A 22,828-nucleotide genomic window follows, 5' to 3' on the forward strand; every position below is an offset into this window, starting at 1 on the left:
GGTGTCTGACCGGTTCGTCTACCACTGCACGCTGCGCTGGTCCGACCTGGACGCGTACGGCCACATCAACAACTCGCGCTTCCTCACCCTGTACGCCGCCGCGTACGCGGCCGGATGGCCCGGCTCGTGCCGCCGTCCGCCCGCCCGGCGGTGCGCGACCGCCCCTCGCCGACGATCGGGCGCACGGTGAGCCGGGTGCCGGTCCCGGGTCCCCGACGCGTGGTGGCGCCCCGGCCGGCCGACCCTTACCCGCCGACCGTGCCGCGGGACGTGCGTTGCCGCCGCACCGGGAGCCCGGCCGCCCCGACCCGAGCGGCGTCGCCCCGGTGCCACCCCCCGGTCGCCCCGGTGAGCCGGTCGGGGTGGCCCGTGCCGCCGCCGCGGTGCCGGTCCCGGCCGGCCCGGTGGATCGGCCGGCAGGTGAGCCCGCGCTGCGCTCGGCCGGCCAGGACACGCCCGACGACGATGCCGCGCCGGGTGCCCGATCCGAGTTGCGCCGGCAGTTGCGGGAACGCCGTCGCCTCCGCGCGGCGGTGCTGGTGCTGGTCAGCGTCGTGCTGCTCGGTGCGGTGCCGCTCTTCTTCGGCATTCGGACGCTGAGCCGTGACCCGGTCTTCGACAACCTTGATCAGCTCAACGTGCCCGGCTGGGCCGCCGCCAAGACCGTCGACGACGTCAGCGGCAGCCGCTGGTGCCTGCTCGACTGCCGGCTGCGGGAGCGCACCGTCACCTCGGACAAGTCGCCAGAGGACACGGCGAAGGTCTACGAGGACGCGCTGCGCCAGGACGGCTGGCAGCCGTGGAAGGTGAGCCGCTGCCCGGAGCAGAAGACGAAGGGCAGCTACACCTGCTGGCGTCGCGACGAGTTGACGCTCGACCTGTGGGTACGCGAGCCGACCTGCGTGCCGCCGCCGGTCGACGGTGAGCCGGCGGTCGTGCCGTCCGGCGACCCGTCGGCCGCTGCGACGGAGTGCACCGGTTCGTTGGTGTCGGTGAAGGTACGCAACGCGATCGACGACGAGCGGACCAGGCCGCAGCCGACCACCGACCCGTCACTGACCGGGGAGGACCCGTTCCCGACGGTCAGCGGGGATCCACTGGGTGAGCTGACACCCTCACCGTCGTGAGGCGGTCTCCATCACGGACGGTAGGGTCTGGGGCTGGCGGGCACGCCCGCTGTCGGTGACCGCTGACGGCGTGGCGGCCGCCACGGTGCCACGGTTGTGCGTTCCGGGGACGTCGGGTCCTGCGGAACTCTGCTTGAGGAGGACAGGCGTGGGCGACATTTTGGCGATCGCGGCGCTGATCGCGGCGAGCGCGTTCGCGGTGCTGGTGCTCATCCTGACGTTGCCCATCCTGCGGCTGCGGCACACGGTGGACGCCACCACCCGGATGATCAACGATCTCAACGATCGGACCGGACCGCTGCTCGGTGACGTGAACACCACGGTGAAGAACGTCAACACCGCCCTGGAGCAGGTGCAGACCTCGCTCGACGGCGTGAATCTCCAGCTGGCGAAGGTCGACACCATGACCAGCCACGCGCAGAACGTCACCGCCAACGTCGCCAACCTGGCCACCGTCGTCTCTGCCGCGGCCGCGAACCCGCTGGTCAAGGTGGCCGCGTTCGGCTACGGCGTGCGCAAGGCCGCCGCCGGCCGCCGGCACGCCGAGACCGAGCGCGAGGTACGCGACACCATCAAGCAGCAGCGACGGGCCGCGCGACGCGGCAACAGCTGACCGGACCGGCGCACCAGGAGGTAGCGGGACATGAGGCGCTTGTTCTGGCTCGGCATCGGCGTGGCCGTCGGGGTGATCGTGGTCCGCAAGGCGACCCGGACCGCGCAGGCGTACACGCCGGCGGGCATCGCCAGCTCACTGACGGAATCCGCTGGCGGGCTCGTCGAGTCGCTGCGTAGTTTCGTGGAGGACGTCCGGGTCGGGATGGCCGAACGCGAGCAGGAGATCCACCACGCGTTCGCCTCGGGCGAGGCGTTCGACGACAAGTTCGCCGACCTGCGGGAAGACCCGCGGATCGGCGATCGGGAAATCTTTCCGGAGGAACACCAGCGATGAAGACGGCGGAGATCAAGCGGCGGTACCTCGCGCACTTCGAGGCGAATGGCCACACCGTGGTGCCGTCCGCTCCGCTGCCCGCCATCAGCGACCCGAACCTGCTGTTCGTCAACGCCGGCATGGTGCAGTTCGTCCCGTACTTCCTGGGTCAGCAGACGCCCGCGTACCAGCGGGCGGTCAGCGTGCAGAAGTGCATCCGTACCCCGGACATCGACGAGGTCGGCAAGACCAGCCGGCACGGCACGTTCTTCCAGATGAACGGCAACTTCTCCTTCGGTGACTACTTCAAGGCCGGCGCGATCCCGCTGGCCTGGGAGTTGTCCACGAAGCCGATCGCCGAGGGTGGTTACGGGCTGGATCCGGAGCGGATCTGGCCGACGATCTACCTCGACGACGACGAGGCGTACGAGATCTGGCGGTCGGTGGGGGTGCCCGCCGACCGGATCGTCCGCCGGGGCAAGGCGGACAACTTCTGGTCGATGGGCATTCCCGGGCCGTGTGGTCCGTCGTCGGAGCTGTTCTACGACCGGGGCCCGGAGTACGGCCGTGAGGGCGGCCCGGCGGTCGACGAGGACCGGTACATGGAGTACTGGAACCTCGTCTTCATGCAGTTCGAGCGGGGGCCGGGCACCACCAAGGAGGACTACCCGATCCTGGGTGACCTGCCGGCGAAGAACATCGACACCGGCATGGGCCTGGAGCGGATGGCCTCGATCCTGCAGGGTGTGGACAACCTGTACGAGATCGACGAGGTCCGGCCGATCCTGGCGCGGGCGGCGGAGCTGACCGGTAAGCGCTACGGCGCGCACTCCGGGCACGTGGCCAGCGAGTCGCACCCGGACGACGTCCGGCTGCGGGTGATCGCGGATCACGTGCGCACGGCGCTGATGCTGATCGGCGACGGCGTGACCCCGAGCAACGAGGGTCGCGGCTACGTGCTGCGCCGGATCATGCGCCGGGCGATCCGGTCGATCCGGCTGCTCGGGTGGCAGGATCGGGCGCTGCCCGAGTTGCTGCCGGTGGCGCGGGACTGCATGTCCCCGTCGTACCCGGAGCTGGCGACCGACTTCGACCGGATCGCGGACTACGCGTACGCGGAGGAGGAGGCGTTCCTGTCCACCCTGCGGGCCGGCACGACGATCCTGGACACCGCGATCGCCGAGACCCGCACGGCGGGCGGCTCGGCGCTGTCCGGCGCGAAGGCGTTCCAGCTGCACGACACGTACGGCTTCCCGATCGACCTGACCCTGGAGATCGCCGCGGAGCAGGGCCTCGCGGTGGACGACGAGGGCTTCCGCCGGCTGATGGCCGACCAGCGCACCCGGGCGAAGGCGGACGCGCAGGCCCGCAAGACCGGGCACACCGACCTGTCGGCGTACCGGTCGGTGCTGGACTCGGGTGGCCCGGTGACGTTCACGGGTTACAGCGAGGTGTCCCGGGAGTCCACGGTGCGGGCGCTGCTCGGCGTCGACGGGCCGCGGCAGGCGGCGACCGAGGGCGACACCATCGAGTTGGTGCTCGACACGACCCCGTTCTACGCCGAGGGCGGTGGTCAGCAGCCCGACCAGGGCATGATCACCGTCGGCGGCGGGCAGGTCGAGGTGCTCGACGTGCAGCAGCCGGTGCCCGGCCTGATCGTGCACCGGGCCCGGGTGATCCGGGGTGAGGTGCGCGCCGGTGAGGCGGGTTACGCCGAGATCGACACGACCCGGCGGCGGGCGATCTCCCGGTCGCACACCGCGACGCACCTGGTGCACCAGACCATGCGGAACTTCCTCGGTGAGTCGGCCACGCAGGCGGGGTCGCTGAACGCGCCCGGTCGGCTCCGGTTCGACTTCAACACGCCGACCGGGGTGTCGCCGACCGTCCTGCGGGACGTGGAGCAGCAGGTCAACGAGGTGCTCCTGGCCGACCTGGAGGTGCACGCCTTCATCACCTCGCTGGACGAGGCACGGCGGATCGGCGCGATGGCGCTCTTCGGCGAGAAGTACGGCGAGGAGGTGCGGGTCGTCGAGGTGGGCGACTACGCCCGGGAGCTGTGCGGCGGCACGCACGTGGCCCGCTCGGCCCAACTCGGCCTCGTGAAGATCCTCTCCGAGTCGTCGATCGGGTCCGGTGTCCGCCGGGTCGAGGCGCTCGTCGGCATGGACGCCTTCGGCTTCCTGGCCAAGGAGCACCTGCTGGTCTCCCGCTTGGCCGAGCTGTACCGGGTGCCCAACGACCAGGTCGCTGACCGGGTGGAGCAGACCGTCACCCAGCTCCGGGACGCCGAGAAGGAGCTGGAGAAGCTGCGCGCGCAGTTGGTGCTGGGCGGGGCGTCGGCGCTCGCGGCGCAGGCCAAGGATGTGCGCGGGGTGGCGTACGTGGGCACCGAGGCGCCGGAGGGCGCGGCCGGCAACGACGTGCGGACCCTGGCCCAGGAGATCCGCGGCAAGATCGACCCGGCGCGGCCGGCGGTGGTCGCGGTGGCGGCCCGGTCGAACGGCAAGGCGTCCCTGGTGGTGGCGGTCAACGCGGCCGCGCGCAGCCGGGGCCTGGCCGCGTCGGAGCTGGTGAAGGCGGCGTTCTCCGGGCGCGGAGGCGGCAGCCCCGACCTGGCCCAGGGCGGCGGACTGCCGGCGGCCGAGGCGCCGAACCTGCTGCTCACCGTCGAGAAGGCGATCACCGAAGCGTGACAGATCATTACTGTGAGTCAGGGCGGGCCATTCGGTCCGCCCTGGTTCGTACCCGGTCGGTGGTGACCGTCGGTGGCTGAGCTGACGCGCGGTGTGCGGATCGGGGTGGACGTCGGTCAGGTGCGGGTGGGCGTCTCCCGCTCGGATCCGGACGGGATCTTGGCAACGCCGCTGGTCACGCTCGCCCGTGATCTGACGGCGGCGCCGGACGCGGTGCCCAGCGATCTCGCCGAGTTGGCCGCGCTGGTGGCCGAGCACGAGGCTGTCGGCGTTGTCGTCGGCCTTCCGGTCAATCTCGCCGGCAAGCATGGTCCGGCGGCTGTCCACGTGAAGGCGTACGCTGACCGACTGGTCGATGTGATAGCGCCCGTCCCGGTAACGCTCACCGACGAGAGGATGTCGACGGTGGTCGCCTCTCGTAGGCTTGCCGAGCGTGGCGTCCGAGGTAAACGTCAACGTGCGGTTGTCGATCAGGCGGCCGCAGTGGAGATCCTGCAGAGCTGGCTGGACGCGCAGCGGAGGCGGACGTAATGATCGACGATCTGGACCTGGGGTTCGACGAGGCGGAGCGGGGGGAGAAGGGCCGACACCGGCGCAGCTTCCGCAACGGCAAGGGCAAGGGCGGGTCCGGCGGTGGCCGGGGCAAGACGTTCCTGGCTCTGCTGATGGCCCTGGTCCTGTTGGGCGCGATCGGTGGCGGCGCTTTCTACGGCTTCGACCGCATCCAGAGCTACTTCGTCACCCCCGACTACGACGGCGCCGGGTCCGGTGAGGTCACCGTCGACATCAAGAACGGCGCGCTGATTGCCGACATGGCCGACGCCCTCGTCGCGGCCGACGTGGTGAAGAGCCAGAAGGCGTTCATCGAGGCGGCCGAGGCCAACTCGCGCAGCAAGAACATCCAGCCGGGCACGTACAAGCTGCGCAAGCAGATGAGCGGCACGAGCGCCGTCACCGCGATGCTCGACCTGAAGAACAAGATCGTCAACGGGTTGACGATCCCCGAGGGTCGCACCAGCTTCAACATCTACAAGCTGCTCTCCGAGAAGACCAAGATCCCGGTGAAGGACTTCCAAACCGCCGCGAAGGACCCGGAGGCGCTCGGCGTTCCGGACTGGTGGTTCACGCGCAGCGACGGCAAGAAGGTCGGCAAGTCCGTCGAGGGCTTCCTCTACCCGGACACGTACGAGATCCCGCCCAAGTCCACCGCGCAGAGCATCCTGAAGCTGATGGTGAATCGCTTCCTCTCGGTGACCGGTGAGATGAAGTTCGCCGACACGGTGCAGAAGGAGCGGGGCGGCGTCAGCCCGTACGAGGCGTTGATCGTGGCGTCGCTGGCCCAGGCCGAGGCGGGCAACGCCGACGACCTCGGCAAGGTCGCCCGGGTGGCCTACAACCGGGTGTACGGCGAGTTCTTCTGCAACTGCCTGGAGATGGACGTCACGGTCAACTACTACCTGGAGTCGATCGGCAAGCCGACCAAGTCGTCCAAGCAGATGACGGCGGCCGAGATGGACGACCAGAAAAACCCGTACAACCGCAAGCTGCGCGGCCTGATCCCGACCCCGATCAACAGCCCCGGCAAGCAGGCCCTGGAAGGGGCGATGGACCCGCCGACGGGCAAGTGGCTCTACTTCGTGGCCATCGACAAGCAGGGCCACTCCGAGTTCGCCGAGACGTACGAGCAGCACCAGCGCAACGAGGCCAAGGCCCGGGAAGCCGGCATCATCTGACGGCATCCCATCCGGCACACTCGGGAGGACAGGGCAGTGACGACAACCGGCGGTGGTCGTGTCGACCCGTAGGGCCGCCGTGCTCGGCAAGCCGATCGCGCACTCCCTCTCCCCGGTGATCCACAACGCCGGTTACGCCGCGGCCGGGCTGACCGGGTGGTCGTACACCCGGATCGAGTGCGCGGCCGCGGAGCTGCCGGACCTGGTCGCCGGCCTGGGGCCGGAGTGGGCGGGCCTGTCGGTGACCATGCCGGGCAAGGAGGCGGCGCTCGCCGTGGCCGACGCCGCGTCGCCGGTCGCCGTCGCCGTCGGCGCGGCCAACACGCTGGTACGCCGCCCCGACGGCTCCTGGTACGCGGACAACACCGACGTCGCCGGCATGGTGCGGGTGCTCACCGACGCCGGGGTGGGCGCCGGTGCCGCCGTGACGGTGCTCGGCGCCGGTGGCACGGCCCGTGCCGCGCTGGCCGCCGCCGCGCGGTTGGGCTGCTCCCCGGTCACGGTGGTGGCCCGGCGGGCGGCCGCGGTCGACGAGCTGCGGCCGGTGGCGGACGCGCTGGGTGTCGCGCTGATCCCCGCCGACTGGGCCGCCGCGCACCAGCATCTCGCTGCCGCTGACGTGGCTGTCTCCACCGTGCCGAAGGGAGTCGCCGACCCGTTGGCCGACGCGGTCACCTGGCGGCCGGGGGCGGTGTTCTTCGACGCGCTCTACGACCCGTGGCCCACCCCGCTGGCCGCCTCCGCCGTCGCGGCCGGCCGGCGGGTGGTGTCCGGTCTGGACCTGCTGCTGGCTCAGGCGGTCGGGCAGTTCGAGCAGTTCACCGGCGTGGCCGCACCGGTCACGGCGATGCGGGAAGCGGTACGACAGGCGACCAGAGGCGGCCTTCTTTAGCTGACGGTTAAGACGCGCTTACGGGAAACTGTCGTTCCCGCGATGCGTCCTGGTCATGGATACGCTGCTCACCGTTACGGACGCAGACACAGGGAGTTTCCTTGACCAGGCACGGACTGCACCGCATCACCCGGTTCCGCTCCGCACCCCGGCGCAAGGCGATCGCCATCGGCGTGGTCGGCGGATCGGTGGTGGCCGGCGTCGTGGCGACCATGATGCCGCTGTTGGCCAGCGACGACCTGTCGATCCGGGCGGTGGCCGACACCACCGCGACCGCGGTGTCGCAGGACGGCGACAACGCGACCAAGACGACGCTGGCGACCTGCGCGACGCGCTGCGACGGCAATCCGCGTGGTGGCCGCGAGGCGGTCGTCGAGTTCGCGGTGACCACCGTGCCGGCCGCCGCGGTCAACGTCCGGGCGACGCTGCGGATGCACGCCTGGCAGCAGTTCCCCGCCACGGTGACGGCGCACGCCTCACCGCTGAGCGCCCGCGAATCGCGGCCGCCGCTGGCGACGGCCGGTGCCGTGCTGGACAGCGTGTCAGGTGTGGCCAAGGGCTTCAACGAGTGGGACATCTCCAAGCTGGTCACCGGTAACGGCACCTGGACTGTCGCCCTGGCCCAGACGGGCCTGGAGAGCCGGGTCTACTGGGCGTCGGTCGAGAACCGCAACGCGGACCTGCGTCCCAGCCTGGTGATCAGCTACGACATCGGCACCCGGCCGTCGTCGGTGACGACCACCCGGCCCGCGCCGCCGCCGAGCGCGTCGCCGAGCGCCGCGCCGACCACCGCCGCGCCGAAGCCGTCGGCCACCATCGCGCCGAGCCGGACCGCGACGCCGAGCCCGAGCGGCACCCTTCCGGACGGCCGGTGTGGTTCCGTGTCGGACAAGCTCGTTCCGTCCTGCGGCGCCTGGTGGGGCATGTACTCGCCGGCCGGTGCATCCGGCGGCTGGGACCACGGTAAGGCCGTCACCGACGTGGAGTCGCAGGTCGGGCGCAAGTTCGACATCGTGCACCGCTACCACGACTTCTCCAACGCCGGCAGCAACGGCGCCTTCCCGGACGCGTACGAGACGCAGCAGATGCGCGAGGGCCGGTTGATGTTCTTCGCCTGGGAGTCCCGTGACTTCTCCGCCGGCACCACGATGAAGTGGTCGGAGATCTACAGTGGCCGGCAGGACGCCACGATCGACGCGGTCGCGGGTCGCATCCGCGCGGCTGGCGTACCGGTGTTCATGGGCTTCGACCACGAGCCGGAGGACGAGCCGAACAAGGGCAGCGACGCCGACTTCGTCCGTGCCTGGCGCTACGTCCACGAGCGGTTCGCCAAGGCCGGCGCGACGAACGCGGTCTGGGTCTGGACGATGATGGGCTGGTCCGGGCACCACTCCCGGTACGCCGGCCTGTACCCCGGCGACCGGTACGTCGACTGGGTCGGCTACGACCCGTACAACTTCCACGTCTGCAACGGCAGCACGGTGTGGAAGAGCCCGAGCACGACGGTGGGCGGCTTCTACGACTGGTTGGACGCCAACGGCATCGGCGCCGGCAAGCCCCGGATGCTCGCCGAGTTCGGCACCAACTTCAACTCCGCCGACCTGGGCGCCAAGCAGCGCTGGTTCCAGGACTTCCCGGCCGCGCTGAAAGCGCACCCGAAGATCAAGGCCGCCATCTACTTCAACTCGCCGGGCATGACCAGCCGCACGGCGACCTGCGACATGACGATGAACCACGACGCCGCGGCGGTGGCCGGTTTCGCGAAGGCCGGGCAGGATCCGTACCTGCGGCAGCCCACCGGAGGGAGCCGCTGACGACCGTCTTCGGCCACTGACAGGACGCCGCGCACCGGAGGTCGGACATCCGACCCTCCGGCGTTCTGTCGGCTAGCAGATTCATGCACCGCCCAATCGGCGGATTTCATTGACCAAGCTGGACGAGGCACGCTACCCCGGGTTCTCATCCACCTTGGAGGCGCAGCGTGCCTAGACTCTCGCACTTGTGGCGTTTCGCAGGACAACGTCGGAGCAGGGCGGGGATGGTCGCGTTGGCGATCGTCGCCGCGGTTCTCGGCGTACCCACCACCGTGTCGGCCGCGGTGGTGCCGGTCCCCGAGACGGCCACCCTGGTGTCGGCCAACCCCGCCGATGTGACGCCGCACGCCCGAGACGGTGAGACCCGCGCCTTCGCGCAGGTGGGCAACACGGTCTTCGTCGGCGGCAGCTTCACCCAACTGCGGCAGACCGCCGGCGCCGCGTGGGTCACCCAGCGCTACCTCTTCGCGTACGACCGACTCACCGGCACCATGTCCACCACCTTCCTGCCGGTGCTCGACGGCGCGGTCAACACGCTCGTCGCCGGTCCCGGCGGCACGCTGATCGTCGGCGGCTCCTTCAAGAACGTCAACGGGGTCTCCCGGAAGAACCTGGTCGCCCTCAACCCGGCCACCGGCGCGATCGTCGACAGCTGGGTCGGGCGCTCCGACGGCGGCACGGTCCGCGACCTGGCGCTGCACGGCAACTGGCTGTACGTGGCCGGTGCGTTCAACTGGCTCAACGGCACCGCGCACGTCGGTATCGGCCGGCTCAACGCGACCACCGGCGCGATCGACCCGAGCTTCGTCATCGACGCCACCGTGGGACGGCACGGCACCACGTCGTACGTCTGGACGCTCGACGTCGCACCGGATGGCAACACGCTCGTCGTCGGCGGCAACTTCACGCTCGTCAACGGCCTGGCGCGCAACCAGATCGCGCTCGTGGACGTCTCCGCGACGCCCGCGCTGCTCGACTGGAGCACCGAGAAGTACGTCTCGCCCTGCGCGTCGCCGGCGACCTTCGTGCACTACGTGCAGGACGTGAAGTTCGGCGAGGACGGCAGCTGGTTCGTCGTCGGCAGCAACGGTGGCGGTGGCTGGCCGACCGCGTACTGCGACGTCCTGGTCCGCTTCGAGACCGCAGCGCGGGGCAGCGGCCTGGTCGCCACCTGGGCCGACTTCACCGGCAACGACACCATCACCTCGGTCGAGGTGGCGGACAACGTGATCTATCTGGGCGGGCACTTCCGCTGGATGAACAACCCGAACGCCAGCGACAACGCCGGCCCGGGCGCGGTCGACCGGCTCGGTATCGCCGCCGTCACCCCGGCCACCGGGATGCCGGTGAACTGGAATCCACGTCGCAGTGGCAGCGCCTCGATGCCCGCGGGCACCAGCAGTTGGGGTTCGGCGGTGCCGGTGCTCTGGCGCGGCTCGGACGGGCTCTACTTCGGACACAACTCCGACGGGATGGGCGAGGAGTACCACGGCCGGCTCGGCATGTTCCCGCTCGCCGGCGGGCGTACCTTCGCCCCGATGAACCCGCCCTCGGCCACCACCGGCAACCTCTACCTGAACACCGCCCCGGGCACGCTGGCGAAGGTGCCGTTCGACGGCACCGCGCTGGGCGCCGCGACCACCGTCAGCCAGCCCGCCTACACGGCGGCCGGCGCGACGTGGCGGGTAGGCGACCGGATCTACTGGTCGCACACGGTGGCCGGCACGCCCACCGGCAGCCGGATCGACGTCTCGCTGTTCAACGGCGGCGCGATCGGCTCGTCGTGGGAGGCGTCCGGCTACAACGACTGGTACAACCCGGCGCTGTTGACCGGCGCCTTCTTCCTCGACGGCCGGCTCTACTACACCCGCACCGGGGCCAACAATCTCTACTACCGCTACTTCGAGATCGACGGCAACTATCTCGGTGCCACCGAGTTCGCCCTGCCGACGACCGGCGTGACCTGGTCCGGAGTGCGTGGCATGGCCTGGGTGGGCGGTCGGATCGTCTACGGTGGCACCGACGGCGCCCTGCGCAGTGTGCCATTCGACCCGACGGCTGCGGCGAGCATGGCGGTCGATGGCACCACGGCGACCGTGATCAGCGCCGCAACGCCCGAGTTGTCCTGGTCCACCCCCTCGACGTTTTTCTCCGTGCAGTAATGGTCAACCGTTCGTAACGGAGCGTCGGTAGATTGTTCACGTTGGGTCGGTGGCGGGCACACCGCCACCGGCCCCGTGACGTGGGGAGGCTCGTTGCTCGGCGCCGCTGGCATCCGTACGAGACGCGCGGTGCGTCTGCTCTTCGCGGTCAAACGCGTGTGGTACCAGCTCCGCTACCGGCGGTTGACGCTCGGCCGGGACGTGGAGATCCGGGGCCGGGTCCGGCTGCGCCGAGGTGTGCGGGTGACCATCGGGGACCGCACCCGGATCAACAAGCTGGTCCGCTTCGCGGGTCCCGGTGAGGTGCGCGTCGGCGCCGACTGTCTGCTCAACGCCACCTGGATCGGCACCTGGACATCGGTCACCGTGGGAGACCGGTGCCTCCTGTCGGACTGCGAGTTGCTCGACAACGACTTCCACAACCTGCCGCCCGCGCAACGGCACGCCCCGCCCGGCCCGGCCACCCGCGCCCCGATCGTCCTCGAGGACAACGTGTGGGTCGGCGCGCACGCCCTGGTGATGAAGGGCGTCCGGGTGGGCCGGGACAGCGTCGTGGGCGCGGCGACGGTGGTCCGCACGGACGTCCCTCCTGGCGTCGTGGTCGTCGGCAATCCTCAACAGACGGTGAAGAAGTTCCATGACTGATGCGACTTCCGGCTCCTGGACCACGGACGGTCCGTCCGCCGCGACCCCCGGCGCGGTGACGCTGACCGACCTGCTGCGGGTGCCGATGCACCGGTTGCGGCTGGTCGGCGCGGCGGCCCTGGTCGGTCTGCTCGTCGCGCTCGGCTACGTGCTGCTGGTGCCGGCGGCGCTGACCGCGAACGCGGTGGTGGCGGTCCGGCCGGTGGTGACCGACGCGTTCACCCCCAGCGGCGCGGGTGCCGACCGGGCGGTCAACATGAACGTGGAGAGCGGCATCGCCACCGGCACCGAGGTGGTGCAGCGGCTCGCCGACGCGGCCGGCGGACACCCGCGCGACATCCGCGGCGCGCTCGAGGTCGAGGTGCCCACCGGTGGGCAGATCCTGCGCTTCAGCTACCAGGCGGGCGAGGCGCAGCGGGCGGTGCAGGGCGCCAACCTGGCCGCCCAGACCTACCTGGACGTGCGACGCACCATGTACGAGCAGCAGCGCGCCGAGATGCTGCGCTCCTACGACGTCAGCATCACCAAGGTCGCCGCCCAGCAGGCCGCGCTGCAGAAACGGGCCAGCACCACCAAGGACCCCGCCGCCGGCAACGCGGTGGTCGCCGAGTTGGCCGGGATCAACAACCAGCTCACCCAGCTCAACTCCGCGCGTACCGAGATCGCCGCGGTCGACGTCAACCCCGGCTGGGTGACCCAGACCGCCGAGAAGTCGCTTGTCGCCTCCGCCGGGCACCGTCCGCTCTACCTGGTCGCCGGTCTGCTCGGTGGGGCGCTCATCGGCATCGTGCTCGCGTACGCCTGGGAGTCGGCCGACCGGCGGGTCCGCTCGGTCGCCGACGGCCGGGACGCCACCGGCCTGCCGCTGCTCGGTACCGTGCGGCGGCCGGCGTTCCGGGGCAGCCCCCGAGCGGTCGACGCCGACGTCCGGTACGTGGCGATGGCGGTCGCCGAGCGGGTCCGTCCACCCGCCCGGGTGGCGCTGGTCAGCGCCCGGGAGGACGCTTCCGCGCTCACCGCCGGGCTCGCGGTGGCGCTCGCCGCCGACGGCCGCGACGTCTTCGTCGCCGACGACAGCGGGCGCACCGAACTGCTGCGCGCCACGGTGCTCGCCGACCGGGGACGGCTGCCCATCGACCCGTCCCGGCCGCTGGTGCCGAAGCCCCGCCCGGCCGGCAGCCCTCCGCCCGCCGGCGCCGGTGAGGCCGCGACCCCCCGCCGACCCTCCCCGCATCCGACCGGCGCCCGCCCGTCCACCGACGCGGACGCCACGCTGACGCTGCCCCGGGTGTCGTCCGCCCGCCCGGAGAACGGTCGGGTCGTCGACCCGGACGAGGTGAGCGTCGGTGTGGGCAGCGTCCGGTTCGGCACCTGGCGACAGGGCGCCGACCACGGCCTGGTGCTGTTCAACGCCCCGCCCGCGGAGTCCGACGAGCGCGGCGTCGCCGTCGCCCGGCAGGGCAGCGCCGTGGTGGTCGTGGAGCGGGACCGCACCCGGCAGAGCGACCTGCGACGCCTGGTGGAACGGCTGCGCGCCGCCGGGGTCACCCCGCTGGGCTTCGTGCTCACCCGTAACGGCCGGGCCTGAGCGTGTCGGTCACCCGCGCCCCGGCGACCGATCCGCCGCCCGGAGGCGCTACCGCCGCCGTCGCGCCGGTGCCGCCGCCGTCGCTGCCGCCCCGGCTGCCGCTCTGGCCGCTGTCGCTGATGTTCGGCCTGGTGCCGCTCTGGTGGCTGTTCGGTGCGTTCTACCTCGGCTGGCCGCTGCTGGGTGGGTTGCTGTTCGCGTTGCTGCTCACCCGGGGTCGGGTGCCACTGCCGCCGGCGGCCGGGATCTGGTTGCTGTTCCTCGCCATCGTGGTGGTCAGCGCCACCCAGCTGCCGTCGCCCGCCTCGCTGCTGACGTTCGCCCTGCGCCTGGCGTTCTACCTGACCGCGCTCGTGGTCGGTGTCTACGTCTACGTCGCCGCCCGGGAACGCGCGAGCCTGGTGGCGGTGCTCAGCCCGCTCTGCGCCTTCTGGTTCGCGCTGGTGGCGCTCGGCTGGCTCGGGGTGCTGGTGCCCCGGCTGGCCATGGCCACCCCGATGGAGGTGCTGCTGCCCGGTGGGGTGGCCGGCACCCCCTTCATCCAGGACATGGTGCACCTGACCACCGCGGAATACAGCACCCGGTCGCTCAACCCGATCTACCGGCCGGCCGCCCCGTTCGCGTACACGAACAACTACGGCAGCGCGTACGCCATGACGTTGCCCTGCGTGGTGGCCTTCACGATGCTGCGTCGGCGGGGTGTCCTGCGCTGGGCGCTCCTCGCGTCGTTGCCGCTGTCGCTCGCTCCGGCGTTCCTCACCCTCAACCGGGCGATGTTCCTCAGCCTCGGCGCCGGGCTCGCGGTGCTCGGGGTGCGGGCCAGCCTGCGCGGCAACATCCGGGTGGCCGCGTCCATCGTGGGCGTGGTGGTGATCGGCGGGTTGGCCACACTGTTCATTCCGATCACCGAGTTGATCAACAACCGGGTCGAGTCCAGCGACACCAACACCGACCGGCTCTCGCTCTACACCGAGGTGATCCGCCGGGTGCAGGAGTCACCGTGGTTGGGCTACGGCGCGCCGGTGAACGTCGACACCGTGTCGGCGGACGCGCCGATCGGCACCCAGGGGCAGCTCTGGATGGTGCTGTTCAGTCACGGCGTACCCGCGCTCGTCTGTTTCCTCGCCTGGTTCGTCGCCGCCGCGGTGATCTGCGCGCGGGCGACGTCGGCGGCCGGGCAGTGGCTGTCGGTGGTGCCGGTGGTCTGCCTGGTGCAGGTCCCGTTCTACGGCATGGCGAACCAGAATCTGGCTGTCGCGTTCTTCGCGGTGGGCTTCGCGATGGCGCTCACCGAACGGGAGCGGTGGACCGGGTCGCCCCGGGTGCCCGGGTGGTCGCCGCCCGCCGCGCCGGCCGCGGTGGTGCCGGCGTGACCGCCGCGACCCGACCGCCGACCGGCCCGGAGCACCCGACGCCGGCGCCCGCCGGTGCGGACGACCCGGCCGTCATCGCCGACGCGGGCTCGACCGAGACCCGACGCAGCGCGCGCAGCGGCGTGGCCGGGCTGCTCGGCGCGGCCACCAGCGGCCTGTTCGGCTTCGTGCTGGCCGTGGTGATCACCCGGTCGTACGGCACGGCCGGCGCGGGCGCGTTCTTCGCGGCGATCGGGGTGGTCACCGTGGCCACCGCGATCTGCACGCTCGGCGCGGAGACCGGCCTGATGTGGTCGCTGCCCCGGCGCAGCGTCGGCGTGCGCGGCGACGCTGCCCGGGTGCTTCCGGTGGCGCTGATCCCGCCGCTGCTGGCCGGGCTCCTGGTCGCCGGCGTCGGTGTGCTGGCCGCCGACGCGCTCGCGCCCCGGCTGCTGCGTGGCTCCGGTACGAGCGGCCACGCGCTGCTCACCATCACGTTCGCCGCGGTGCCGGTGGTGGTCGCCATGACCCTCCTGCTGGCCGCGTTGCGCTGCGTGCGGTCCATCCGGGCGTACGTCGGGGTGCAGTTCCTGCTGTTGCCGGTCGCCCGGCCGCTGCTGGTCGGCGCCGCCGCGCTGGCCGGCGGTGGCCTGGTCGCCGGCATGACCGGCTGGTTGGTGCCGGCGGCGGTGGCGCTGCTGGTGTGCCTCACCCTCGTGGCCGGCCCGCTCGGGCTGGGCCGGGGCGCGGCGCTGCGACCGACAGGCGGCGACTGGTCGACGTTCTGGCGTTTCGCGCTGCCCCGGGCCGCGTCGGCGGCCATCGACGCGGGCAGCATGTGGGTGGGTGTGCTGCTCACCTCCGTGCTGGCCGGGCCGACGGATGCCGGCGTGTTCGGCGCGGTCGGCCGGTACGTCCTGGCCGGCCAACTCGCCATGCAGGGGTTGCGGGTGGCGGTGTCACCGCAGTTGTCCCGGCTGCTCGGGCGCGGCGAGCGGGCCGCGGCGGCGGCCGTGCACCGGCAGTTGACCATCTGGGGGTTGGTGCTGTCCTGGCCGGTGTACCTGCTGCTGGCGGTCTTCGCGTTGGCCTTCCTGCAGTTGTTCGGGCCGGAGTTCACCGCCGGTGTGCCGGCGATGACCGTGCTCGCGCTGGCGATGCTCGTCAACACCGGGGTGGGCAACGTGCAGAGCCTGCTGCTGATGGGTGGGCGCAGCGGGCTGCATCTGGTGGCCACCCTGGCCGGGTTGACCGTGACCGTCTCGCTGGGCCTCTGGCTGATTCCCCGGCACGGCGCCACGGGAGCGGCGGTGGCCTGGGCCGCGGGCATCGCCACCGAGAACCTCACCGCCGCCGGGTTCGCCCGGTCGGTGGTCCGGGAGCCGCTGTTCGACGGCGCGACGGTGCGTGCCGCGGCGGCCACGGTCGCCGCGGTGGGCCTGGCGGCCGGCGCCGGTGTGCTGGCGGGCGGGCGCGGCCTGCCCGGCCTGGCGGTGGCACTGGGTGTGCTGCTCGCCGGCTGCGTCGGCATGTTGACGTTGCCCCGGGTGCGCGCCGGTGTCCGGGAGACCATGAGGCAGGTCCGTGGACGGGAGACCGCGGCCACGGCCGCCGACCCCGGCACGGCATCGACGAGAGGCAGGTGAGGTCCGTCGTGGCGTCCATCCGTGACCGGGTCAAGCAGTTGGTCCCGACCCAGGTGACCGTCCGGGTGAAGGAGTCCCTGGTGGACTACGGGGTCCGCACGAGTGACCGGCGGCCCCTGCCGGACTTCCTGATCATCGGCACGAAACGGGGTGGCACCACTTCCCTGTGGAACTACCTCATCCAGCACCCGCTGGTGCCCCGCCTCTTCCCGGCGTGGAACACCAAGTCGGCGCACTACTTCGAGGAGCACTGGGGGCGCGGCGAGGCGTGGTACCGCTCGCACTTCCCGACCCAGCGCCACCGCGACGCCCTGTCGAAGCGGCACGGCGGGCCGGTCCGGGTCGGCGAGGCAGCGCCGCTGTACATGTTCCACCCACTCGCCGCGCAGCGCGTCGCCGCGCTGCTGCCGGGCGTGAAACTGATCGTGCTCCTGCGGGACCCGGTGGAGCGGGCGTACTCGCACTGGAAGGAGCGCCGCACGCACGGCATCGAGCCGTTGGACTTCGCCGCCGCGCTGGCCGCCGAGTCGGAGCGGACGGCGGGGGAGCGGGAGCGGCTGATCGCCGAGCCGGAGTCGTTCAGCGAGGCGTACGACTGGTACACGTACCGGGCGCGGGGGCGCTACCTGGAGCACCTGGAGCCGTGGTTGGAGCGTTTCGACAGGCAGCAGATCCTCTTCCTGCCCAGCGAGGACCTCTACCGTGACTCCCGGGCGACCTACCGGCGCACCCTCGACTTCCTCGGCCTGCCGGCGCACGACCTGCCGCACTTCAAGGTCTTCAACGACCGGCGCTCGGCGCCGCTGGAGCCTGCGGTACGCGCCGAGCTGACCGACTACTACCGCCCGCACAACGACGCGCTGCGCCAGCGGCTCGGGCTGGACCTCGACTGGGCGGACCGGCCGGCGTGACGACACGGGTGGGCCCGGCCACGGACCCGCGCTCCCGGGTGGACGGTCTGGGCTGGGTGAGCCGCGCGGTCTTCCCGGACGAGCGGGTCAACCTGACCGTGGGCGGCGCCGCACCGGCGGGTCACCGGGCGGTGGCCCGGTACGCGGTGGTGCCGTCGGTCGCCCGGGCGCGGTTCCTGGTGCCGCTGGGCGCGCCTGCGGCCGGGGCGGCGTCGCTGCTGGCGTACAACGCCCTGCGACCACCGAAGGTGCGCGCGGTGCGGGCGGTGCTCGGCGGACTGGCCCGGTTCGGTGCGGTGGGGCTCGCGCCCTTCCCGACGTTGACCGTCTCGGTGCCCGCCGGCGCGGTGGCCGCGGATCTGCTGCTGACCGAGCGACTCGCGGCCGAGCTGGGCGGCACGCCGCTGCTGGCCGCGTGCGGGGTCCGACCACCCGACCCGAACGTCAAGCCCACCCTGCAACTCTTCAGCGCCGACGGTCGTCCGCGCGGCTACGCGAAGATCGGCTGGAACGACGCGACCCGCGCGCTGGTCACCGCCGAGGCGGCGGCGCTGCGGGCGTTGGCCGCGGTGGCCGGCGTCGCCGACCACCCGACGCCGCCGAGACTGCTCACCGAGACGACGTGGGCGGGCCAGGTGGTCGCGGTGATCGAGCCGCTGCCACCGGCGGTACGCGGTGTGCCGGTCGACGACCCGCCGCGGATCGCGGCGCTGCTCGCGGTCGCCCGACGTGGCGGCCCGCCGGGTGCACCCCGGGCGCTGGCCGGGTCGACCTTCCTGACCCGCCTGGCCGGACAGGCCGACCGGGCCGCCGCGGCCGAGGAGTCCGGTGCGCGGGCGGTCGCCGCGGTCGCCGCGCTGGCTGGTCGGCACGGCGACACAGGCGTCGAGTTCGGTCACTGGCACGGCGACTGGGTGCCGTGGAACCTGGGCCGGCACGACGGCCGGTTGGTCGCCTGGGACTGGGAGCACAGCGGCGCGGACGTGCCCCTCGGGTTCGACCTGGCGCACGACGCGTTCCAGCGGGCACTGGTGCTGCGGGGCGAGTCGGCCGCTGTCGCGGCGTCGGCCGTCGACGCGAACCTGGACCGGTACGGCGAGCGACTCGGTCTCGGCGCGGCACAGCGCCGGCTGGTCGCCGACGCGTACCTGGTGGAGATGTGGTTGCGGACCTGGCGGCTGGCCGACGCGGGCGCGGGCTGGAACACCGCGCTGCATCCCGCACTTCTGGACGTCATCGAGAAAAGACATAGCGGCTGATCCGGAGGAATCGTGGCGTCGAGGCGCGCCGCAGAGTGACGACATAATGGCAGGTGGTGATAACGATCGATGGACCTCGGGCGTTCGACGCGCCCGGGTGCCCGATGTGGAGATCGACGTCTCGACCGGTCGCGCTATTCAACGACCGGAAAACGTGTGATCTGCTTCTGCGTGGCGTGAACTGGAATTCCAAGCGAACTTGTGGGGAGTCGCGTGGACACGAAGATCGACGACGATGCCGCGCCAGTGCTTCTGCTGGTCGGCTCCAGCGGTGGCCATCTGGCCCAACTACTCGCCCTGCGGCCCTGGTACGAACAGTGGCGGCGCTGCTGGGTCACCTTCGACACCCCGGAGGCGGTGTCCCTGCTGACCGGCGAGGACCTGGTGCCGGCGCACCACCCGACCACCCGCAACATCCCGAACCTGCTGCGCAACGCGCTGCTGGCCTGGCGGGTGCTGCGGGCGCGGCGGGTCGCCGCGGTGGTCACCACCGGAGCCGGGGTGGCGGTGCCGTTCGTGGTGCTGGCCCGGCTGTGGCGCATCCCGACGGTCTACATCGAGGTGTACGACCGGATCGACACCCCGACGTTGACCGCACGGCTCTGCCGACCGTTCCTGTCCGCGATGCTCGTGCAGTGGGACGAGCAGCGCCGGCAGTATCCCGAGGCGACAGTCGTCGGGACGCTGCTGTGACGGGGGAGGCCGGCACCGCCCGGCGATCGCAACCAGCCTCGACCGACGAGGAGCCCCGACTGCCGCGCCAGCGTGACACCGAAACCGGCCAGCTCCGGCTGCTGGTCGCGGTGGGCACCGACAAGCACCCCTTCGACCGGCTCGTCGACTGGCTGGCGCAGTGGCACGCGCAGGCCACCGACGAGGTCGGGCTGACGGTGCAGCACGGGCACACCCGTGCCCCGTACCTGCCCGGCGCCGTGCCGTTCCTCGGCCACGACGCGCTGCAACAGGCGATGGCCGAGGCCGACCTGGTGGTCTGCCACGGTGGCCCGGCGACCATCCTGGAGGCACGCCGGCACGGCCACCTGCCCATCGTGGTGCCTCGCGACCCGGCGCGCGGTGAGCACGTCGACGACCACCAGCTCCTGTTCGCCCGCCGGCTCGGCGCCGCCGGCCTGGTGGCGCTCTGCGAGACCCGGGAGGCGCTGCACGGCGCGTTGACCGACGGGTTGGCCGACCCATCCCGGTACGCGGTGGCCGCCGACCCGCAGGCGCACGAGGCACAACGGGCGGCGGTGGCCCGGGTCGGGCGGATCGTCGACGACCTAGTGGCCCGCTCGACCCCGCGCCCACTCCGGTGGCGGGCCCGGTCCCGGCCGCGCCCGGGTGCGAAGGAGATCCGATGACCCACCAGCCCAGCGTCAGTGTCGTGGTGCCCACCCGGGACCGCCCGGAGCTGCTGAGGTCGGCGGTGCGCGCGATCCTGGCCCAGGAGTACCCGGGGCCGATCGAGGTCGTGGTGGTGTTCGACCAGTCCGCGCAGGACGAGTCGCTGACCGAGCTGGCCGGCGGCCCGACCCGTGCGGTGCGGGTGATCGGCAACACCCGTACCCCGGGGTTGGCCGGGGCTCGCAACAGCGGCACCCTCGCCGGGGAGGGTGAGCTTGTCGCGTTCTGCGACGACGACGACGAGTGGCTGCCCGGCAAGTTGGCCCCGCAGGTCGACGCGCTGGCCGCCGACCCGGCTGCCGAGTTCGTCTGTTCCGGCATCCGGGTCAGCTATGACGGGCACACCGTCGACCGGGTGCTGGACAAGGACCGGATCAGCCTGGACGACCTGCTGCGCGACCGGTTGACCGAGCTGCACCCGTCGACCTTCCTGATCCGCGCCAGTGCGCTGCGCGACGGGTTCGGGCTGGTCGACGAGGAGATCCCGGGCAGCTACGCGGAGGACTACGAGTTCCTGCTGCGGGCGGCGCGGAGCGCGCCGCTGATCAACCTGCGGACGCCCTCGGTGCTGGTCCGGTGGCACAAGCGCTCGTACTTCTCGCAGCGCTGGGACACCATCTCCGAGGCGTTGCAGTGGCTGCTGCGGCGCTACCCCGAGTTCGCCGGCCAACCGGCCGGTGCGGCGCGGGTGGCCGGTCAGATCGCGTTCGCCCAGGCCGCCGCCGGCAACCGTCGGGGCGCGCTGCGGTGGGCTCGGCGCACCCTGCGGAGCAATCCCCGCGAGCCGCGCGCCTATCTGGCCCTCGCCGTCGCCGGTCGGGTGGTCCGGGCCGACGCGGTCCTGCGCACCCTGCACAAGCGCGGTCGGGGGATCTGACCTGCCACCGGTGCCCGGTCGACCGGGCACCGGTGTCCGCAGGGCGGGACACGGCGGGCAGCGTGCCGGGTCGGTGGCGCGCCGTGACAGACTGGCCGCTGTGTTGCGCTGGTTGACTGCAGGTGAATCGCACGGTCCCGCCCTCGTCGCGATGATGGAGGGGGTGCCGGCCGGCATCGAGGTGACCTCCTCCGAGATCGCCGACGAGCTGGCCCGTCGGCGGCTGGGCTACGGCCGTGGCGCCCGGATGGCGTTCGAGCGCGACGAGGTCGAGCTGCTCGGCGGTCTGCGGCACGGCGTGACCCTGGGCAGCCCGGTGGCGATCCGGGTGGGCAACTCCGAGTGGCCGAAGTGGCAGACCGTGATGGCCGCCGATCCGGTGGACCCCGACGAGCTGGCCCGGCAGGCCCGCAACGCGCCGCTGACCCGTCCCCGGCCGGGCCACGCCGACCTGGCCGGCATGCAGAAGTACGGGCACACCGACGCCCGGCCGATCCTGGAACGCGCCAGCGCCCGGGAGACCGCCGCCCGGGTCGCCGTCGGCACGGTCGCCAAGGCGTTGATCCGGCAGGCGCTCGGCATCGAGATCGTCTCGCACGTCGTCGAGTTGGGTCCGGTGGCCGCGAAGCCGGGGCTGCGTCCCGTGCCGTCCGACGCTGCCCGGATCGACGCCGACCCGCTGCGCTGCCTCGACGCGGAGGCCAGCGCGCTGATGGTCGCCGAGGTCGATGCCGCGAAGAAGGCCGCCGACACCCTCGGGGGCGTGGTCGAGGTGCTGGCGTACGGGGTGCCGCCGGGTCTGGGCAGTCACGTGCAGTGGGACCGCAAACTCGACGCCCGACTGGCCACCGCGCTGATGTCCATCCAGGCGATCAAGGGCGTGGAGATCGGCGACGGCTGGCAGCAGGCCCGGTCCCGGGGCTCGGAGGCGCACGACGAGATCATTCCGTCGGCGACGGGCGTCCGCCGGGTCACCGACCGGGCCGGTGGGCTGGAGGGTGGCATCACCACCGGCGAGCCGCTGCGGGTTCGTGCCGCGATGAAGCCGATCTCCTCGTTGAACCGGGCGCTGGCCACCGTGGACATCACCACCGGCGAGCCGGCCACCGCGATCAACCAGCGGTCCGACGTCTGCGCGGTGCCCGCCGCGGCGGTGGTCGCCGAGGCGATGGTGGCGCTCGTGCTCGCCGAGGCGGCCACCGAGAAGTTCGGCGGGGACTCGATCGCCGAGATCCGTCGCAACCTGGCCGGCTACCTCGACGCCCTGGTGATCCGCTGATGGCGCCGGTCGTCGTGCTGGTCGGCGTCCCCGGCTGCGGCAAGACCACCGTCGGCCGGGCGCTCGCCGCCACCCTCGGGGTGGAGTTCCGCGACACCGACGTCGACATCGAGCAGATGGCCGGCAAGCCGATCCCGGAGATCTTCATCGACGAGGGAGAGGCGCACTTCCGTACCCTGGAACGGGCCGCGGTGGCCGCGGCGCTGGCCGGCGGCACGGGTGTGCTCGCGCTCGGCGGCGGCGCGGTGCTGGCCGAGGAGACGCGGGCCGCGTTGATCGGGCACCGCGTGGTGCACCTCTCGGTGGAGCTGCCGGACGCGGTGAAGCGGGTCGGGTTGGGCGCCGGCCGACCCTTGCTGGCGATCAACCCGCGCGCCACCCTCAAGCACCTGATGGATCAGCGTCGGCCGCTCTACCGCGAGGTGGCCACGATGACGGTGACCACCGACGGCCGGGCCCCGGCGGCGGTCGTCGCCGAGATCGCCGCCGTGCTGAAGGGCTGACCGCTGACCGGG

20 protein-coding genes and 1 pseudogene are annotated in these 22,828 nt (G+C 72.2%); all 21 read left to right on the forward strand.

The window, feature by feature from the left end:
- Position 1: 1 nt before the first annotated feature.
- Positions 2-94 (forward strand): annotated as a pseudogene (locus AB0A90_RS31000) (acyl-CoA thioesterase); the annotation flags it as partial.
- Positions 95-431: 337 nt separating this feature from the next.
- Positions 432-1,127, forward strand: a complete 696-nt coding sequence (locus tag AB0A90_RS31005; protein ID WP_357254932.1) for a hypothetical protein — start codon at positions 432-434, stop codon at positions 1,125-1,127.
- 148 nt (positions 1,128-1,275) lie between these two features.
- Positions 1,276-1,740, forward strand: a complete 465-nt coding sequence (locus AB0A90_RS31010) for a DUF948 domain-containing protein (RefSeq protein ID WP_357254791.1) — start codon at positions 1,276-1,278, stop codon at positions 1,738-1,740.
- 30 nt (positions 1,741-1,770) lie between these two features.
- Positions 1,771-2,076 (forward strand): hypothetical protein, encoded by a 306-nt coding sequence (locus AB0A90_RS31015; protein ID WP_357254795.1) that lies wholly within the window; start codon positions 1,771-1,773, stop codon positions 2,074-2,076.
- Positions 2,073-4,751: an alanine--tRNA ligase gene (gene alaS / locus AB0A90_RS31020; RefSeq protein ID WP_357254796.1), complete on the forward strand. Its 2,679-nt coding sequence runs from the start codon at positions 2,073-2,075 to the stop codon at positions 4,749-4,751. The genes AB0A90_RS31015 and alaS overlap by 4 nt, the downstream gene beginning before the upstream one ends.
- 72 nt (positions 4,752-4,823) lie before the next feature.
- On the forward strand, positions 4,824-5,282 hold the full coding sequence (gene ruvX, locus AB0A90_RS31025) for a Holliday junction resolvase RuvX (RefSeq protein ID WP_112677948.1): 459 nt from the start codon (positions 4,824-4,826) through the stop codon (positions 5,280-5,282).
- A complete protein-coding gene (gene mltG / locus AB0A90_RS31030; protein WP_357254798.1) occupies positions 5,282-6,484 on the forward strand; it encodes an endolytic transglycosylase MltG in 1,203 nt (400 codons plus the stop codon). The genes ruvX and mltG overlap by 1 nt, the downstream gene beginning before the upstream one ends.
- A 79-nt stretch (positions 6,485-6,563) precedes the next feature.
- On the forward strand, positions 6,564-7,376 hold the full coding sequence (locus AB0A90_RS31035) for a shikimate dehydrogenase (protein WP_357254934.1): 813 nt from the start codon (positions 6,564-6,566) through the stop codon (positions 7,374-7,376).
- 101 nt (positions 7,377-7,477) lie between these two features.
- Positions 7,478-9,190: a glycosyl hydrolase gene (locus AB0A90_RS31040; RefSeq protein WP_357254800.1), complete on the forward strand. Its 1,713-nt coding sequence runs from the start codon at positions 7,478-7,480 to the stop codon at positions 9,188-9,190.
- A 224-nt stretch (positions 9,191-9,414) separates the two neighbouring features.
- On the forward strand, positions 9,415-11,352 hold the full coding sequence (locus tag AB0A90_RS31045) for a hypothetical protein (RefSeq protein WP_357254802.1): 1,938 nt from the start codon (positions 9,415-9,417) through the stop codon (positions 11,350-11,352).
- Positions 11,353-11,481: 129 nt separating this feature from the next.
- Positions 11,482-11,997, forward strand: coding sequence for an acyltransferase (locus tag AB0A90_RS31050; protein WP_357254803.1), 516 nt, complete (start codon positions 11,482-11,484; stop codon positions 11,995-11,997).
- Positions 11,990-13,585, forward strand: a complete 1,596-nt coding sequence (locus tag AB0A90_RS31055; protein ID WP_357254805.1) for a lipopolysaccharide biosynthesis protein — start codon at positions 11,990-11,992, stop codon at positions 13,583-13,585. The genes AB0A90_RS31050 and AB0A90_RS31055 overlap by 8 nt, the downstream gene beginning before the upstream one ends.
- A gap of 68 nt (positions 13,586-13,653) precedes the next feature.
- Positions 13,654-14,958 carry an O-antigen ligase family protein gene (locus AB0A90_RS31060; protein WP_357254935.1) on the forward strand — a complete coding sequence of 435 codons (1,305 nt, stop codon included), beginning with the start codon at positions 13,654-13,656 and terminating at the stop codon, positions 14,956-14,958.
- Positions 14,959-15,032: 74 nt separating this feature from the next.
- Positions 15,033-16,583 (forward strand): polysaccharide biosynthesis C-terminal domain-containing protein, encoded by a 1,551-nt coding sequence (locus AB0A90_RS31065; protein WP_357254937.1) that lies wholly within the window; start codon positions 15,033-15,035, stop codon positions 16,581-16,583.
- 8 nt (positions 16,584-16,591) lie between these two features.
- Positions 16,592-17,494, forward strand: a complete 903-nt coding sequence (locus tag AB0A90_RS31070) for a sulfotransferase domain-containing protein (RefSeq protein WP_357254807.1) — start codon at positions 16,592-16,594, stop codon at positions 17,492-17,494.
- Positions 17,491-18,753, forward strand: a complete 1,263-nt coding sequence (locus AB0A90_RS31075; protein ID WP_357254809.1) for a hypothetical protein — start codon at positions 17,491-17,493, stop codon at positions 18,751-18,753. The genes AB0A90_RS31070 and AB0A90_RS31075 overlap by 4 nt, the downstream gene beginning before the upstream one ends.
- Before the next feature lie 213 nt (positions 18,754-18,966).
- Positions 18,967-19,446 carry a UDP-N-acetylglucosamine--LPS N-acetylglucosamine transferase gene (locus AB0A90_RS31080; protein WP_357254811.1) on the forward strand — a complete coding sequence of 160 codons (480 nt, stop codon included), beginning with the start codon at positions 18,967-18,969 and terminating at the stop codon, positions 19,444-19,446.
- Positions 19,443-20,114, forward strand: coding sequence for a glycosyltransferase (locus AB0A90_RS31085; RefSeq protein WP_357254813.1), 672 nt, complete (start codon positions 19,443-19,445; stop codon positions 20,112-20,114). The genes AB0A90_RS31080 and AB0A90_RS31085 overlap by 4 nt, the downstream gene beginning before the upstream one ends.
- A complete protein-coding gene (locus AB0A90_RS31090; protein ID WP_357254814.1) occupies positions 20,111-21,034 on the forward strand; it encodes a glycosyltransferase family 2 protein in 924 nt (307 codons plus the stop codon). Before AB0A90_RS31085 ends, AB0A90_RS31090 begins: the two co-directional genes overlap by 4 nt.
- A 100-nt stretch (positions 21,035-21,134) precedes the next feature.
- The gene (gene aroC, locus AB0A90_RS31095) at positions 21,135-22,313 is read left to right on the forward strand and encodes a chorismate synthase (RefSeq protein ID WP_357254816.1); all 1,179 of its coding nucleotides are present in this window, start codon (positions 21,135-21,137) and stop codon (positions 22,311-22,313) included.
- Positions 22,313-22,816 carry a shikimate kinase gene (locus tag AB0A90_RS31100; RefSeq protein ID WP_357254817.1) on the forward strand — a complete coding sequence of 168 codons (504 nt, stop codon included), beginning with the start codon at positions 22,313-22,315 and terminating at the stop codon, positions 22,814-22,816. Before aroC ends, AB0A90_RS31100 begins: the two co-directional genes overlap by 1 nt.
- Positions 22,817-22,828: the final 12 nt, after the last annotated feature.

Source organism: Micromonospora sp. NPDC049204 (assembly GCF_040647935.1).
Taxonomy (GTDB): Bacteria; Actinomycetota; Actinomycetes; order Mycobacteriales; family Micromonosporaceae; genus Micromonospora.

Coding starts and splice junctions, on each gene's coding strand:
- AB0A90_RS31055 (WP_357254805.1), top strand. CDS start 11,990: ATGACTGATGCGACTTCCGGCTCCTGGACCACGGACGGTCCGTCCGCC.
- AB0A90_RS31045 (WP_357254802.1), top strand. CDS start 9,415: ATGGTCGCGTTGGCGATCGTCGCCGCGGTTCTCGGCGTACCCACCACC.
- AB0A90_RS31015 (WP_357254795.1), top strand. CDS start 1,771: ATGAGGCGCTTGTTCTGGCTCGGCATCGGCGTGGCCGTCGGGGTGATC.
- mltG (WP_357254798.1), top strand. CDS start 5,282: ATGATCGACGATCTGGACCTGGGGTTCGACGAGGCGGAGCGGGGGGAG.
- alaS (WP_357254796.1), top strand. CDS start 2,073: ATGAAGACGGCGGAGATCAAGCGGCGGTACCTCGCGCACTTCGAGGCG.
- AB0A90_RS31090 (WP_357254814.1), top strand. CDS start 20,111: ATGACCCACCAGCCCAGCGTCAGTGTCGTGGTGCCCACCCGGGACCGC.
- AB0A90_RS31100 (WP_357254817.1), top strand. CDS start 22,313: ATGGCGCCGGTCGTCGTGCTGGTCGGCGTCCCCGGCTGCGGCAAGACC.